Source organism: Gemmobacter sp. LW-1, assembly GCF_001303875.1.
GTDB classification, from domain to species: domain Bacteria; phylum Pseudomonadota; class Alphaproteobacteria; order Rhodobacterales; family Rhodobacteraceae; genus Gemmobacter; species Gemmobacter caeni.
This window is the reverse complement of sequence record NZ_LJSC01000058.1, coordinates 92126-106373: the sequence shown is the minus strand read 5'-3', so window position 1 is coordinate 106373 and position 14248 is coordinate 92126. Positions and strand designations below refer to the sequence as shown.

16 protein-coding genes are annotated in these 14248 nt (G+C 59.8%); 9 read left to right on the top strand and 7 right to left on the bottom strand.

The window, feature by feature from the left end; all coding sequences use genetic code 11:
• Nucleotides 1–53 precede the first annotated feature (53 nt).
• Nucleotides 54–1178: an alpha/beta hydrolase gene (locus AO684_RS18440; protein WP_054304198.1), complete on the top strand. Its 1125-nt coding sequence runs from the start codon at nucleotides 54–56 to the stop codon at nucleotides 1176–1178.
• Here AO684_RS18440 and AO684_RS18435 read toward each other — a convergent pair.
• Genes AO684_RS18435 through AO684_RS18425 form a run of 3 tightly spaced genes read right to left on the bottom strand, consistent with a single transcriptional unit; the run spans nucleotide 1175 to nucleotide 3477 of the window.
• Nucleotides 1175–1777: a Smr/MutS family protein gene (locus AO684_RS18435; protein WP_054304197.1), complete on the bottom strand. Its 603-nt coding sequence runs from the start codon at nucleotides 1775–1777 to the stop codon at nucleotides 1175–1177. The two genes, AO684_RS18440 and AO684_RS18435, sit on opposite strands and share 4 nt — an antisense overlap.
• 3 nt (nucleotides 1778–1780) lie before the next feature.
• Complete coding sequence (locus AO684_RS18430; RefSeq protein ID WP_054304196.1) at nucleotides 1781–2809, bottom strand: murein transglycosylase A; 1029 nt, start codon at nucleotides 2807–2809, stop codon at nucleotides 1781–1783.
• Nucleotides 2809–3477: a Tim44/TimA family putative adaptor protein gene (locus tag AO684_RS18425; protein WP_054304195.1), complete on the bottom strand. Its 669-nt coding sequence runs from the start codon at nucleotides 3475–3477 to the stop codon at nucleotides 2809–2811. Before AO684_RS18425 ends, AO684_RS18430 begins: the two co-directional genes overlap by 1 nt.
• A 121-nt stretch (nucleotides 3478–3598) precedes the next feature.
• Here AO684_RS18425 and AO684_RS18420 point away from each other — a divergent pair, with 121 nt between their 5' ends.
• Together AO684_RS18420 and secB are read left to right on the top strand one after the other, a co-directional pair.
• Nucleotides 3599–4069, top strand: a complete 471-nt coding sequence (locus tag AO684_RS18420) for an FxsA family protein (RefSeq protein WP_054304194.1) — start codon at nucleotides 3599–3601, stop codon at nucleotides 4067–4069.
• Nucleotides 4070–4142: 73 nt separating this feature from the next.
• The gene (gene secB / locus AO684_RS18415; protein WP_054304193.1) at nucleotides 4143–4661 is read left to right on the top strand and encodes a protein-export chaperone SecB; all 519 of its coding nucleotides are present in this window, start codon (nucleotides 4143–4145) and stop codon (nucleotides 4659–4661) included.
• On the opposite strand, the gene dnaQ is transcribed toward secB, so the two are convergent.
• Genes dnaQ through AO684_RS18395 form a run of 4 tightly spaced genes read right to left on the bottom strand, consistent with a single transcriptional unit; the run spans nucleotide 4662 to nucleotide 7378 of the window.
• Nucleotides 4662–5360 (bottom strand): DNA polymerase III subunit epsilon, encoded by a 699-nt coding sequence (dnaQ, locus tag AO684_RS18410; RefSeq protein WP_054304192.1) that lies wholly within the window; start codon nucleotides 5358–5360, stop codon nucleotides 4662–4664.
• A complete protein-coding gene (gene coaE / locus AO684_RS18405) occupies nucleotides 5353–5946 on the bottom strand; it encodes a dephospho-CoA kinase (RefSeq protein ID WP_054304191.1) in 594 nt (197 codons plus the stop codon). The genes dnaQ and coaE overlap by 8 nt, the downstream gene beginning before the upstream one ends.
• Nucleotides 5943–6782, bottom strand: a complete 840-nt coding sequence (locus AO684_RS18400; protein WP_054304190.1) for a shikimate dehydrogenase — start codon at nucleotides 6780–6782, stop codon at nucleotides 5943–5945. The genes coaE and AO684_RS18400 overlap by 4 nt, the downstream gene beginning before the upstream one ends.
• Entirely contained in the window at nucleotides 6779–7378 is a 600-nt protein-coding gene (locus AO684_RS18395; RefSeq protein WP_054304189.1) for a nucleoside triphosphate pyrophosphatase, read from the bottom strand. The genes AO684_RS18400 and AO684_RS18395 overlap by 4 nt, the downstream gene beginning before the upstream one ends.
• Before the next feature lie 403 nt (nucleotides 7379–7781).
• Between AO684_RS18395 and AO684_RS18390 the strand changes: the two genes are divergently transcribed.
• The 6 genes from AO684_RS18390 (at nucleotide 7782) to AO684_RS18365 (ending at nucleotide 14247) form a co-directional block, all read left to right on the top strand.
• Nucleotides 7782–8231, top strand: a complete 450-nt coding sequence (locus AO684_RS18390) for a CopD family protein (protein ID WP_054304188.1) — start codon at nucleotides 7782–7784, stop codon at nucleotides 8229–8231.
• 126 nt (nucleotides 8232–8357) lie between these two features.
• Nucleotides 8358–9629 (top strand): transcription termination factor Rho, encoded by a 1272-nt coding sequence (gene rho / locus AO684_RS18385; protein ID WP_054304187.1) that lies wholly within the window; start codon nucleotides 8358–8360, stop codon nucleotides 9627–9629.
• Between the two features lie 23 nt (nucleotides 9630–9652).
• Nucleotides 9653–10945, top strand: a complete 1293-nt coding sequence (mnmE, locus tag AO684_RS18380) for a tRNA uridine-5-carboxymethylaminomethyl(34) synthesis GTPase MnmE (protein ID WP_054304186.1) — start codon at nucleotides 9653–9655, stop codon at nucleotides 10943–10945.
• An 11-nt stretch (nucleotides 10946–10956) separates the two neighbouring features.
• Nucleotides 10957–12822: a tRNA uridine-5-carboxymethylaminomethyl(34) synthesis enzyme MnmG gene (mnmG, locus tag AO684_RS18375; protein WP_054304216.1), complete on the top strand. Its 1866-nt coding sequence runs from the start codon at nucleotides 10957–10959 to the stop codon at nucleotides 12820–12822.
• Nucleotides 12819–13439, top strand: coding sequence for a 16S rRNA (guanine(527)-N(7))-methyltransferase RsmG (gene rsmG, locus AO684_RS18370; protein ID WP_054304185.1), 621 nt, complete (start codon nucleotides 12819–12821; stop codon nucleotides 13437–13439). Before mnmG ends, rsmG begins: the two co-directional genes overlap by 4 nt.
• Nucleotides 13432–14247 carry a ParA family protein gene (locus tag AO684_RS18365; RefSeq protein ID WP_054304184.1) on the top strand — a complete coding sequence of 272 codons (816 nt, stop codon included), beginning with the start codon at nucleotides 13432–13434 and terminating at the stop codon, nucleotides 14245–14247. The genes rsmG and AO684_RS18365 overlap by 8 nt, the downstream gene beginning before the upstream one ends.
• Nucleotide 14248: the final 1 nt, after the last annotated feature.

The following is a 14248-nucleotide window of genomic DNA, read 5'->3' as shown; positions in this document are numbered from 1 at the left end:
CTTGGCGCGCGGCGTCAAATCGGCAATGCCTTGGGCGTAGCAGGAGTTTTCTCGTGACCGCCCATCGTATTGCCCTTGGCATCGCCCTGACACTTCTGGTCGCCTGTTCACCGCGGGGCGCGATCACACTGGACCCGGCGGCGGCGCAGGTTGGCGCCGTCGAAGAGATTTTCGTCGCGACAACACGACAGATCGACCCTGAAACCGGCACCTTCGGCAGGCAGCGGTCAGAGACCGAGCATTTCGCCCGGTTCGAGATTTCCGTACCGCCGGAACGCAAGCTCGGGTCAATCGCCTTCCCCCGGCGCGGCGGAAAGCCGGATCCGGCCAAGGACTTCCTGACGACGGAACAGCTCATTCATCCGAATGCGGCGACCTTCCAGAAGGATCTGTCCACCGCCCTGAGCAGCCTGCCCCGCGGCAAGCGGGATGCGGTTATCTATGTCCATGGTTTCAATAACACTTTTGCCGAGGGCCTGTATCGGATCGCCCAGTTGAGCCATGACCTGAACATGCCGGGCGTGACGCTGCACTATTCCTGGCCTTCCGCCGGAAATCCGCTGGGTTATGTGGCGGATCGCGATTCCTCGATGTTTGCCCGCGACGGGCTGGAGGAGCTGATGGACCGCGCTGCCGATGCTGGCGCGGAGCGGATCGTGCTTGTCGCACATTCGATGGGCTCTGCCCTCACGATGGAGGCGCTGCGTCAGGTCGCCATCCGCAACAACAAGGATCTGATGCGGCGCATTTCTGGCGTGATTCTGATCTCGCCCGATATCGACGTGGATCTGTTCCGCACGCAGGCCCGTGCCTACGGGACATTGCCGCAGCCCTTCCTCATCTTCGGGTCCGACCGCGATACATTGCTGAATATTTCAGCCAAGCTCACGGGCGCCCCGGAGCGGCTGGGGAACCTGCGCGATATTTCGCGCGTCGCAGATCTGAAGGTCACCTTCCTTGATACCGTGGCATTTTCCGAAGGGGCGGGGCACTTCAACCTCGGTGACAGCCCGGCGCTGATCCAGCTGATGAACCGGATCGGGGATGTGGACGCGGCTTTCGGATCGGATCAGCGTGGCAAGGTGGGTCTGCTGCCCGGAGTCGTGCTGACGGTGCAAAGCGCCACGCAGATCGTGCTCCGGCCCGTGGGCGCGGTGGCGGAGGAACTGGCGAACTAGCGCCCGCGCCGCAGATAGACGTAGTAAGCCCCTGTTCCGCCATGCTTCAGATGCGCCTCGGTCACTTGCAGCACGCAGGGACCGAGTGGCGGCAGGCGCAGCCAGTGCGGCACCTGATGTTTCAGCACGCCATAACGCTGTGGGATGGGGCCGAAATCCGGCCCGGGTTTGCCCTTTCCGGTGATCACCAGAACCAGCCGCAGCCCCTGCGACCAGCTGTTCATCACAAAACGGATGAGTTCGGGATGGGCTTCAGCGACGGTCATTCCGTGCAGGTCGATCCGCGCCTCGGGCACCAGCTTGCCACGGATCATGCGGCCATGCTGCTTGTGATCCATCTGGACAGGCTGGGCAGTAAGACGATCCGGCAAGGAAGGTTGCAGATCGTGCCGCGCCTCGGTCTTGCTGCGCTCGCCGATGCGAAAGCGATTCAGGCCTGGTTCCGGCGGGGTGGGTTGCACCTCGGGCCGATGCAGCGGCGCCTCCGGCGTTTCATCGGCCGGAGGCAGGTGGTTGACACCATGCATCGGCCGCGCGGTGCGGGCCACGGCCTGCCAGAGCTCGCGCTCGTCCGGGCGAAGGCTGCGACGGCGGGCCATGGCTCAGCCCTCGGGGTAAAGCGCATAGGCAAGGTCGATGGGCAGAAGTACAACCATACGCCCACCGTCCTTGACCGCCCCCGCCGCATCACCCGCAGCATCGCCCGTCCCGTAGAAGATATCGGCACGTTGCGCGCCCTTGATCGCACCGCCAGTATCCTGCGCCACCATCAGGCGGTGCAGCGGCGCGCGGCCCGTCTTCTCGATCCAGATCGGTGCACCCAGCGGATTATGCGCGGGGTCCACCGCCAGTGACCGCATCCCTGTAATGGACCGGCCCATCGCGCCGATCGGGCCCTTCTCTGGTGCAAGATCGGGCAGTCGGCGGAAAAACACGTAAGAGGGGTTGGTATCCAGCAGATCCATTCCCGTGCCGGGGTTGGATCGCACCCAGGACCGGATCGCCTGCGCCGAAACCTGATCAGGCGTATGCGTGCCACGACGGATCATCTCTTGCCCGACCGAGCGGTAGGGGTGGCCGTTCTTGCCCGCATATCCCACCCGCATTACACGGCCATCAGGCAGACGGATGCGGCCAGATCCTTGAATCTGCAAGAAAAACACCTCAACCGGATCTTCCAGCCAGGCAAGCTCCAGCCCGCGTCCGCGCAGTGCACCGCCTTCGATGGCCGCGCGGCTGTGAAACTGCATCCCGTCACGGAGTTCCGGCGGACGACCATAGATCGGCCAGGCATATCTTGGTGACCGCGTGAGCGATCCGTGCAGCTCCGGCTCATAATATCCGGTGAAGAGGGCAGGCGGTGTGCCTATAACCAGCGGACGGAAGAAAAGCTCGAAAAACTTCCGAGCGGAGGCGGGGCTTGCCCCCACCTGCGCCGCGAATTTGCAGATCGGGCCCCATTCGGGTTCCTTCAGCAAATCGCAGCTGTCCTGAAAGACCTTCAGCGCCGCACGCTGATCATCTTCTTCCCAGCCGTCGAGATCGTGAAAGGACAAGATCTGTGCCTGCGCGCTCATCGCCGCACCGACGGCAAGTATTGCCGCGAGCAGAAAGGCGCGAGCGGCACCCATCACTCCCCGGTCGCGACAAGCTGCCAGTTGGGATCGGCGGCCCCCATACGGCGCGCGAAGGTCCAGACATCACGCTGGCGCTTCACCTCGGTCGGGCTGCCTTCGATCACTTCGCCAGCCTTGTTGCGAACGACCGAGGTAAGCTCTCCGACAAAGCGCACCGTCACTTCACCCTCGCGCGTGGTCTGATCGAAAGTGGCATCGTTCAGCCCCATTTCCCGCAGGCCGACAAAGCTTGCCTCGACCGTCAGACCCTGTTCTTCACGCGCGCGCACAGCCGAAGCGAAGCTGTCGTAGACGTCCGGCGACAGGAACGCCTTAACCTGCGACAGATCGCCCCGCTCGAACGCCATCAGGATCATTTCATAGGCGCCGCGGGCACCCTGAAGAAAAGTGTTGACCGAAAACGACGGCTCCGCCTGTTTCATCGCGGCAAGCGCGACGGCAGCGGGGCTGCCCTCGGGCACATGATCAGTGATGTCGCGATCCGGTCCGCCCTCGATCACATCGAATTTACGCTGCTGAACCGGGTCTGGCCGGGCAGCTTCCTCGGGCGGCAAAGGCGGCTTTTCAAAGCCTTCGCGCGTGCCCAGAACGCTGCGCAGCTTGAGGATCAGGAAGACCGCGATCCCGGCAAGGACAAGAAGTTGGATCAGCGCGTTGTTCATTTGGCCTCGGCACGTCGGTTGGTGGTTGGGGTTGGTAACTGGCCCCCTTCGCCCCTATGTAGGGAAGGGGTGTGGACAAGTCTACCTTCACACCACGAAGTTCATGACGGGAGATTGCAAGATGCGGCTGTTTGGCCCGATCCTGGTGCTGACGCTGATTGAAATAGCACTGTTCATCACGGTCGGTGGCTGGCTGGGCCTTGGCCTGTCGCTGCTGGTGATCCTGGGCACGGCGGTTCTGGGTTCCGTTCTGCTGCGGCTGCAAGGGCAACGCATGGCACTTGATCTGCGTCAGGCCATGAACGGGATCGGGGATCCGTTGTCACCCATGGCGCAGCGTGGCCTGATCATGATGGCTGCGATCCTTCTGATCCTTCCGGGTTTTCTGGGCGATACGCTGGGGCTGCTGCTGCTGCTGCCTCCGGTCCGGCATATGATCATTGCCATGGTCGGCCGCCGGGTGCAGATGCACCGCCCGCCCATGAATGATCCGCACCGGCACGGCGTGGTGATTGACGCGGATTTCGTCGAACTGGACGAGCCGCCTTCGGGACCGCCACCAGCGCGACATTCGGGCTGGACGCAGGATTGAGGCGCCGCGCGGCGGATGCTAGGAAGAACAGGATCAAGGTGGCCGGAATGGCCAAACCAACAGGAGATTTGCAATGACCGAAGCCAATGGCGAAACTCAGGGCCAGGGCGAAGCGCAGAACGGCGGCTCCCAGGTGCGGATGAGCGTTCTCGCCCAGTTCATCCGTGACATGTCCTTTGAAAATGTTGTCGCGCAGAAGGGCCTTCAGGGCGGTGATGTGCAGCCCGATGTGCAGGTGGCGGTCAGCCTTGACGCCCGCAAGCGCCCTGCGGATCACCAGTACGAGGTGATGCACAAGTTCCGTGTGACCTCGAAGAACAAAGCCAACGGCGACACGCTGTTCCTGCTGGAGCTGGATTACGGCGGGATTTTCCACGTCGAGGGCGTGCCGGACGAGCAGTTGCATCCGTTCCTGCTGATCGAATGCCCGCGCCTTCTGTTCCCCTTCGTGCGCCGCATCATCTCGGACATTACGCGCGATGGTGGCTTCCCGCCGCTGAATATCGACACCGTGGATTATCTGGCGCTGTATCGTCAGGAACTGGCGCGCCGCGCCCAGGCACAATCCGCCGAAGCGGTTCCGGTTCAGTAATCAGCCACGCTTGAGCCAGATTGCCCCGTCGCCCATCTTTGCCACAAAGGCCTCATGGGCGGCGGCTTCCGTCGCTGTGATCCGCGGAGCAAGCGGGGTCGGACGTGGACGCGGACGCCATGTCGAATCTTCCTGAACCGCATCCTTGCGCGGGGTGACGCTGGCCGGGGCCAGAACGAGGTCAGGCTGCCGCCCGCCGATCAGTTCAAGATAGACTTCTGCCAGAATTTCGCTGTCGAGAAGTGCTCCGTGCTTTTCACGCATCGAATTGTCGATACCGAACCGACGGCACAGCGCATCCAACGAGGCGGGCGAGCCCGGAAATCTTGACCGCGCGATCATCAGCGTGTCGATAGCCTGATTGTTCGGCAGTTGCGGAAAGCCGTGGGTCCGCAACTCCCAGTTCAGGAATTTCATGTCGAAGCTGGCATTGTGGATGACCAGCTTGGCTTCGCCCACGAAATCGAGGAAATTCTGCGCTTCCTGCCGGAACAGAGGCTTGTCGCGCAGAAAATCATCCCCGAGCCCGTGCACCTCGAACGCCTCTTTCGGCATAGGGCGTTCGGGGTTCAGGTAAACGTGAAACGTCCTGCCGGTCGGCAGATGATTGAACAGTTCGACCGCGCCGATCTCGACAATACGATGCCCTTCGGAGGGTTCGAATCCCGTGGTTTCGGTATCAAGGACGATCTCACGCATCGCGGCTCTCCCGGATATAGGCGATCAGCGCCGTGACCGCTGCCTCGACGGAGGCGAGGCTCAGCGTTTCGATGATATGTGTCGCGCGGGCGCGTTTCTGCGGGTCGGGCATCTGCCGCGAGAGGATAAGGCCAAACTGCGCCTCAGTCATTCCGGGTCTTGCAAGCACGCGCGCGCGTTGCAGGGCGGGGGGGGCGGTCACCAGAAGCGTGGCATCCATTTCCGCCTCTGTCCCCTTCTCAAAAAGAAGAGGAATATCAAAAACAGCAATATCAGTGACTGTTTCTGCCGCGAACCTGTCCCGGTCTGCTGCGACGAGCGGATGAACAATAGCCTCGATATCGGCAAGAAAGGCAGGGTCTTTCGCCAGTTCCTGTTTCAGCACATCGCGTGAAACCCCGAGCTCCGACACTGCGGCCGGGATCAGCCTGGCAATCGGCGCAACAGCCGCGCCGCCAGGCGCGTAAAGGCGATGCACGGCCGCATCCGCATCCCATACCGGCAAACCAGATTTGCGGAAAAACTCCGCCGTCGTGGATTTTCCCATCCCGATCGAGCCGGTGAGGCCAAGCCGAAACGCTGTCATACCGACAGAACCGCCTGCCTGGTCGCTTCATCAACCTCGGGGCGATGGCCAAACCAGCGTTCGAATCCCGGCGCAGCCTGATGGAGCAACATGCCAAGACCGTCGACCACCGTGGCTCCCGCCGCCTCTGCCTCGATCAGGAACTGGGTTTTCAGCGGTGTATAGACCAGATCCGTCGCAAGGGCGCCCGGTTCCATCGCATCAAGCGGCACCCGAAACTCCGGCTTGCCTGTCATGCCCAGCGAGGTGGTATTAACCACAGTCGCCGCACCTTCGAGCATGTTTCCAGCCTGAATCCAGTCATGCACCATCACCTTCGCCCCGAAATCGCTGCGAAAGACTTCGGCGCGTGGCCGGGTACGGTTTGCGATACGGATTTCGGGCGCGCCAACTTCGATCAAGGCAGCGACAACAGCCCGTGCAGCGCCCCCCGCCCCAAAGACCACAGCCGGCCCTGCGGCGGGGTTCCACTGCGGAGCGTTCTGCCGCAAATTCGCTATGAACCCCGCGCCATCGGTATTGTCGGCGTGAATCCGACCATCTTTGCGGAAGATCAGCGTATTGGCCGCACCGATCAACGCCGCGCGATCTGTCACGATATCGGCAAGGCCGAGAATGGTCTCTTTATGCGGAATAGTGACGTTCAGCCCGACAAAGCCCATGCGGGGCAGCAGGCGCAGCGCCTCTGGCAGATCGGCCTGCGCAATGTCCATCGGGATATAATGGCCCTTGATGCCATAGCGGCGCAGCCAGTAGCCATGCAGCGCGGGCGAACGGCTGTGCGTGATCGGAGAGCCGATCACGCCGGCCAGCGGAAGGCGCGGATGGTCTGTCATGTCTCGATGAACCCCCGAAGTTCCAGATAGGCCAGCAGCGGCAGAAGCGGCAGCCCCAGAACTGCAAAGTAATCACCCCGGATGTCGGTGAAAAGCCGCACGCCCTCTTCTTCCAGCTTATATCCCCCGGCAGAGTGGCGCAGGCTGTCCCAGTTGCGGGAAATGTAGCCATCCAGCCAGGCGTCGGAAAACTCCCGCATGGTCAGATCCACCCGGCCGATATGGCGCCAGACCGGCTTTGCCTGATCGTAAAGAACCAGGGCTGACAGCAGCCGATGGGTCTTGCCACGCATCGCAAGCAGTTGAACCCGCGCTTCATCGGGCGAGGCGGGCTTGCCCCAGGCACGACGATCAAACTCCAGCACCTGATCACAGCCAAGAACCAGCGCATCGGGATGCCGTTCAGCGATCTTGCGCGCCTTCATCTCGGCGAGAGCATCGGCGATATCCTGCGGATGTGCGCCCTCAGCCTCCAGCGCGGCGCGGATGGTTTCCTCATCAATGCGGGCTGGCAGCGCACTCGCCGCGACCCCTGCGTTATGCAGAAGCGCGAGGCGCATTGGGGAAGCGGAGGCAAGCAGGATCTGGCGCGGCATCTGGGGGCGTATCTGTGGAAAATCTGGGTTTGTTCCCAAGGTCGGTCTTGGGGTCATTCAGGCGTCTGGCAAGGATTGGCGACGGCGATCCCGGTTTGTCAAGCAAAGCCGGAATCTTTTCCACCTGTGGGAAGGACATCCCGGCAGCTTGGGACAGCGGAGTAACACACAATGCCGGTATGGCTGACCGCTGTTTGCGAGAAAAGCTCATCTATCTGACAATAATGGAGAAAGTTCCAAATTTTTTGGTTTCTTCCATAGGTTATGCGAAGTTATCCACCATCGGGCGTATGTGGAAAAGCCTGGGGGTTGCGCCGCAAATCCTGTTATCCACTGCCCCAATCACATCATTCCTTTTTCTCTTTCTTTTATTAATAAGAGGTAAGCACAGCAGGAGGCAGACATGGGCGATTTTCTGGCGGGAGCCTATCCTTGGCTGAAGTTCCTGCATGTGATCTCGGTGATCAGCTGGATGGCAGGTCTGTTCTACCTGCCTCGGCTCTACGTCTATCACGTTGAAAAAGTGTCAAAAGGTTCGGAAACCGATGCTCTTTTTCAGCTTATGGAGCGGCGTCTGCTGCGGGCGATCATGAATCCTGCGATGATCGCGACCTGGCTTTTCGGACTCGCCCTTGTACTCACGCCCGGCATTGTGGACTGGTCGATGATCTGGCCCTGGACAAAGGCCGCGAGCGTGCTTGGCATGACATGGTTTCACATGTGGCTTGCCGCCCGCCGCAAGGATTTCGTCGCTGGGATGAATGCAAAGACCGGGCGGACCTACCGGATGATGAACGAAGTTCCGACGCTTCTGATGATCGTGATCGTGGCCTCGGTCATCGTGAAGTTCTGATTTTGTTGACTCAGGGCTGTCGCAGGCTTATGTGGGCCGCTGAGCAGGGCCGTCCGGCCTGATGCGTTTCCCGATGACAGAACGATCCGGGCCCCCATTGGGGCTTTCGTGGATGGACCATTTCCCATGACCCTTGAACGGCTGAACCTTTCCGATCTGAAAGCCAAGACCCCGGCAGAACTGCTGGCGATGGCCGAGGAATGGGAGATCGAGAACGCGCCTTCCATGCGGAAGGGTGAGATGATGTTCTCGATCCTGAAAGAGCATGCCGAAGAAGGCTGGGAGATTGGCGGCGACGGCGTTCTGGAAGTGTTGCAGGATGGCTTTGGCTTTTTGCGCAGCCCCGAAGCCAACTATCTGCCTGGTCCCGATGACATCTATGTCAGCCCCGAGATGATCCGCCAGTTCAGCCTGCGCACCGGGGACACCATCGAGGGTGTCATTCAGGGGCCGCGGGACAATGAGCGCTATTTCAGCCTCGTGAAAGCGGAGCGAATCAACTTTGACGATCCCGAGAAGGCCAAGCACAAGGTCCATTTCGACAACCTGACGCCGCTTTACCCCGATGAGCGGCTGAAGATGGAAATTGAAGACCCGACCATCAAGGACCGTTCGGCCCGTATCATTGACCTGGTGGCCCCTATCGGGAAGGGCCAGCGGGCGCTGATCGTGGCACCGCCGCGCACGGGTAAAACCGTGCTTTTGCAGAATATTGCGCATTCCATCGAGGTTAACCACCCGGAATGCTATCTGATCGTTCTGCTGATCGACGAACGTCCTGAAGAAGTGACGGACATGCAGCGCAGCGTCAGGGGCGAGGTCGTTTCCTCGACCTTCGACGAGCCTGCCACCCGGCACGTTGCGGTGGCGGAAATGGTGATCGAGAAGGCGAAACGCCTGGTCGAGCACAAGCGTGATGTCGTTATCCTGCTGGACTCGATTACGCGTCTGGGCCGGGCTTTCAACACCGTGGTACCGTCGAGCGGCAAGGTGTTGACCGGCGGTGTTGATGCCAATGCTCTGCAGAGGCCGAAGCGGTTCTTTGGGGCGGCGCGAAACATCGAGGAAGGCGGCTCGTTGACCATCATCGCAACGGCGCTGATCGACACGGGCAGCCGGATGGACGAAGTGATCTTTGAAGAATTCAAGGGCACAGGTAACAGCGAGATCGTGCTGGACCGTAAAGTCGCGGACAAGCGGGTATTCCCGGCGATGGATATTCTCAAATCCGGTACCCGGAAGGAGGATCTTCTGGTCGAGAAGGCGGATCTGCAAAAGACCTATGTGCTGCGCCGTATCCTGAACCCGATGGGTACCACGGATGCCATCGAGTTCCTGATCGGGAAGCTGAAGCAGACCAAGAGCAATTCCGAATTCTTCGATTCGATGAATACCTGATCACGGCGTGATACGGGTGCGGGATGGATACGATTTATGCCTTGGCCTCGGCTCGCGGACGTGCGGGCGTGGCGATCATTCGGGTGTCCGGACCCGCAGCCTTTGAGGCTGCGCGAAAGCTGACGCGTGGCGCTTTGCCACCTGAACGTCAGGCCGTCCTTCGCAAGATCGAGCTGGATGGCGAGATTTTGGACGAAGGCCTGCTGCTGCTGTTCGGCGCGGAGCGGAGCTTTACGGGGGAGGCCGTTGCAGAGTTCCACCTCCATGGTTCGATTGCCGTAACGGGTGCCGTCCTGCGCGCGATGTCAACGATTCCAGGCTTGCGGCCTGCGGGTCCCGGGGAGTTTACGCGCCGGGCCCTGGAGAACGGGCGACTGGATCTTGCTCAGGTCGAAGCACTGGCCGATCTTATCGACGCGGAGACTGAGGCTCAGCGTCGTCAGGCTGTGCGCGTTCTTTCCGGGCATATCGGTCAGCGGGTGGAGGCGTGGCGCGGGCGCCTGCTGCGCGCGGCTGCGCTGATTGAAGCGACGATTGATTTTGTTGATGAGGATGTTCCGGTCGACGTTACCCCTGAGGTTCGCGAGATCGCGACCGCCCTCCTGGATGAGATGCAGAAAGAGATTTCGGCATCTGCGGTCGCAGAAAGGGTGCGTCAAGGCTTCGAGGTGGCGATCGTTGGTGCGCCGAATGCAGGGAAGTCGACGCTGCTGAATGCGTTGGCGGGGCGGGAGGCTGCGATTACCTCCGAGGTCGCAGGCACGACGCGCGATGTGATCGAAGTCCGAATGGACATCGCCGGATTTCCGGTCACCTTGCTGGATACTGCGGGGCTGCGCGAAACCGACGATCATGTGGAGGGCATCGGTATTGCCCGTGCCATAGAGCGCGCGGGTCAGGCCGATCTGCGGATATTCCTGCTGGAAAACAGAGCCGATGTGTTGCCGATGACACCGGAGGAGGGGGATATCATCCTCCTCGGTAAGGCTGATCTGTGGGAAGATGCCAATATTCTTTCTGTTTCTGGCAAGACGGGGCAGGGTCTCGACAGGTTGGTTGAACGGATTGGCCAGCAATTGAGCGGTCGCTATGATGGTGAGCCGCTGCTGATTCGTGAACGTCAGAGGCTGGCCTTGATGGATGCGGCCGCGTCATTGAAGGTCGCACTTGCCTGGCTGTCCAGCTATGATAGCCGGGTAGAACTGGTTGCCGAATCCCTTCGTGCGGCGAGCCGGTCGCTGGATATGCTGATTGGCAGGATCGGGGTTGAAGATATCCTCGGTGAGATTTTCTCGAGTTTCTGCATCGGAAAGTAGGAGTGTTCCACGTGAAACATTTCGATGTCATTGTCATTGGCGCAGGTCATGCTGGCTGTGAGGCTGCGGCAGCAGCTGCGCGGATGGGTGCGCGCACGGCATTGGTAACGTTGCGAATGGCAGATATCGGCACCATGTCCTGTAACCCGGCCATTGGTGGGCTTGGGAAGGGGCATATCGTGCGCGAAATCGACGCGCTGGATGGTGTGATGGGCCGTGTTGCCGACCGTGCAGGAATTCAGTTTCGTCTGCTGAACAGGCGGAAAGGCCCGGCAGTGCAGGGGCCTCGGGCGCAGGCGGATCGCAAGATCTATCGGGCCGAAATGTTTGCAGCGCTTTCCAATTATGAAAATCTTGAGATTGTTGAGGGAGAAGTGGCCGATATCCTTGCCAGGGATGGCAAGGTTCATGGCGTCATGCTCGCAGATCAAAGCGAGATACTTGCGCGACAGGTGATCCTGACGGCGGGAACCTTCCTCAATGGCGTGATTCACATTGGTGATGTGAAGCGCAGTGCTGGCCGGATGGGGGATAGGCCTTCGATCCTGCTGGCGGATCGCCTTGCAGAGTTTGATCTGCCGCACGGTCGGCTTAAAACCGGAACTCCACCGCGACTGGATGGACGGAGCATCGACTGGTCGATTCTGGACAGACAGGAGGGCGATGCCGATCCGGTTCTGTTTTCCTTTGCCCACCGGAAACCTTTTGTCCGACAGATCTCTTGCGGAATTACTCACACTAACGAGCAGACGCATGACATCATTCGGAAAAATCTGGATCGGTCAGCGATGTACGGTGGGCATATCGAAGGAGTAGGGCCGCGATACTGCCCCTCGATCGAGGATAAGGTTGTCCGTTTTGCTGACAAGACCAGCCATCAGGTGTTTCTTGAGCCTGAGGGCCTGGATGACGATACGGTCTATCCGAATGGGATTTCCAGCTCCTTGCCGATTGAAGTGCAAGAAGCTTATGTGCGGTCCATCCGCGGGCTGGAGAACACCCGTATTCTTCAGCCAGCCTATGCTATCGAATACGATTTCTTCGATCCTCGCAGCCTGAAGCAGACGCTGGAAACGCGTGCGCTTCAGGGGCTTTACCTTGCCGGGCAGATCAATGGCACGACGGGATATGAAGAAGCGGCGGCGCAGGGGTTGGTTGCAGGCCTGAATGCTGCGGCGACGGCGCTGGGGCGCGATGCCATCATCTTCTCGCGCACCGATAGCTATATCGGCGTAATGATCGATGATCTCCTGACCTTCGGCGTCACCGAGCCATATCGCATGTTCACTTCCCGAGCAGAGTTTCGGTTGTTGCTTCGTGCAGATAATGCGGATCAGAGGTTGACAACGAAGGGCCGCGAGGCCGGTTGTATCAGCGATGAACGCTGGGCATTGTTTGAAACGAAGTCGAGGCAGCTTGCCCAGGGCCGTGCTGCGCTGTCTGCGTGTCAGGTGGCACCGAAAGAGGCCGTTGCCATGGGGATCAATGTGAGCCTGGAAGGGGGGCGGCGCTCGGCGTTGCAGCTTTTGACTTTCCCTGATGTTGGGCCGAATGATCTGCGTGGCCTGGCCGAAGATTTTGATAGTCTGCCGGATGATATCAAGATGCAGCTGCGCATTGATGCGCTCTACGATGCATTTTCGGATCGGCAGAAGACGGATGTGATGGCAATTCGGCAGGATGAGGGAAATATGATCCCACCCTCGCTGGATTACCGCGCCATTTCAGGGCTTTCGAATGAGCTGGCAGACAAGCTCAGCCGGATACAGCCGGCCAATATTGGTCAGGCAAGCCGGATCGAAGGGATGACGCCTGCGGCTTTGGTTCTGATAATGGCGCGGATTTCAAAAGAGAAACCTGAACGGATTGCCTCGTGACGCTTCCTGATGGTATCGGAGTAGATGTTTCACGTGAAACATCTGATGCGCTGACGCGGTATGTCGAGCTGCTGGAAAAGTGGAACAAGGCGATCAACCTCGTTTCAAAAGGAACGGTTGCGGATATCTGGACAAGGCATATTGCCGATTCCGCCCAGCTTTTCAGAATGCTGCCTGCCAAGGCTTCAAGTTGGGTGGATCTCGGCTCTGGTGGGGGTCTTCCAGGGCTTGTTCTGGCGATTCTGAGTCGCGATCTGGAGCGGGAGTTGAATTTTGTTCTGGTTGAATCTGACCAGCGAAAGGCAACGTTTCTGCGGCAGGTTGCGATGGAGCTTGCGCTTCCTGTAAAGGTTTATGCTTGCCGCGTGGAAAATCTGCCGGTGGAACTTCGTGCTGATGTCGTTTCTGCGCGCGCTTTGGCGCCTTTGACGGATCTTTGCACCATGGCTTCACCGCTCCTCGCACCAGACGGGATATGTATTTTTCCGAAGGGCGAGACCGCCGGGCAGGAGATTGAGGCTGCAATGCAGCATTGGCACTTTGATCTTGAGCGCTTCCCGAGTATCACAAGTGCGAACTCTGAAATCCTGAAACTTTCGAAGATCCGTCATGTCTGATCCCAGCCGACCGAAGCTTCCCCGTATCGTGGCGGTCACCAATCAGAAGGGTGGCGTTGGAAAGACGACAACCGCCATCAATCTGGCGGCCGGGCTGGTCGAACTGGGTGCCCGGGTGCTGGTGGTTGATCTTGATCCGCAGGGGAATGCGTCCACCGGCCTCGGGATTGAGGCACAAGACCGGGCAGTTACCACTTACGACGTGCTGCTGGATGATGTGCCGATCTCGGACGCGGTTCAGACCACAATCATCGAGAACCTGTTGATTTGTCCGGCCAACGCAGATCTTGCCTCGGCCGATATCGAGCTTGTAGCGAACGAGAAACGCAGTTTTCTGTTGCACGATGCTTTGCGCGCCATTGATATTGACAATCTGAAGCTGGATTATGTCCTGCTGGACTGCCCACCCTCGCTGAGCTTGCTGACCGTGAACGCCCTTTGCGCCGCACATTCGGTGCTTATTCCTTTGCAGAGCGAGTTTTTCGCGCTGGAGGGCTTGTCCCAGCTCATGCTGACCATCCGTCAGGTCCGGGAGGCAGCAAATCCTGCCTTGCGGATCGAAGGGGTGGTTCTGACCATGCACGATGCGCGGAACAACCTTTCCCAGCAGGTTGAGGCTGATGCCCGTGCGACGCTGGGTGATCTGGTTTTCAAGACTATCGTGCCGCGGAATGTCCGTGTCAGCGAGGCGCCTTCTTATGCGATGCCGGTGCTGACTTATGATTCTGCCTCCAAGGGAAGCGAAGCTTATCGCGCCCTGGCTCTGGAACTGGCGGTGCGGCACGGATTAGCGCAGGAAAGGATCTGAC

Coding starts and splice junctions, on each gene's coding strand:
- AO684_RS18395 (WP_054304189.1), bottom strand. CDS start 7,378: ATGCCGCGCCAGATCCTGCTTGCCTCCGCTTCCCCAATGCGCCTCGCG.
- rho (WP_054304187.1), top strand. CDS start 8,358: ATGACCCTTGAACGGCTGAACCTTTCCGATCTGAAAGCCAAGACCCCG.
- AO684_RS18425 (WP_054304195.1), bottom strand. CDS start 3,477: ATGAACAACGCGCTGATCCAACTTCTTGTCCTTGCCGGGATCGCGGTC.
- AO684_RS18365 (WP_054304184.1), top strand. CDS start 13,432: ATGTCTGATCCCAGCCGACCGAAGCTTCCCCGTATCGTGGCGGTCACC.
- dnaQ (WP_054304192.1), bottom strand. CDS start 5,360: ATGCGTGAGATCGTCCTTGATACCGAAACCACGGGATTCGAACCCTCC.
- AO684_RS18430 (WP_054304196.1), bottom strand. CDS start 2,809: ATGGGTGCCGCTCGCGCCTTTCTGCTCGCGGCAATACTTGCCGTCGGT.
- coaE (WP_054304191.1), bottom strand. CDS start 5,946: ATGACAGCGTTTCGGCTTGGCCTCACCGGCTCGATCGGGATGGGAAAA.
- AO684_RS18400 (WP_054304190.1), bottom strand. CDS start 6,782: ATGACAGACCATCCGCGCCTTCCGCTGGCCGGCGTGATCGGCTCTCCG.
- AO684_RS18435 (WP_054304197.1), bottom strand. CDS start 1,777: ATGGCCCGCCGTCGCAGCCTTCGCCCGGACGAGCGCGAGCTCTGGCAG.
- AO684_RS18390 (WP_054304188.1), top strand. CDS start 7,782: ATGGGCGATTTTCTGGCGGGAGCCTATCCTTGGCTGAAGTTCCTGCAT.
- AO684_RS18420 (WP_054304194.1), top strand. CDS start 3,599: ATGCGGCTGTTTGGCCCGATCCTGGTGCTGACGCTGATTGAAATAGCA.
- mnmE (WP_054304186.1), top strand. CDS start 9,653: ATGGATACGATTTATGCCTTGGCCTCGGCTCGCGGACGTGCGGGCGTG.
- secB (WP_054304193.1), top strand. CDS start 4,143: ATGACCGAAGCCAATGGCGAAACTCAGGGCCAGGGCGAAGCGCAGAAC.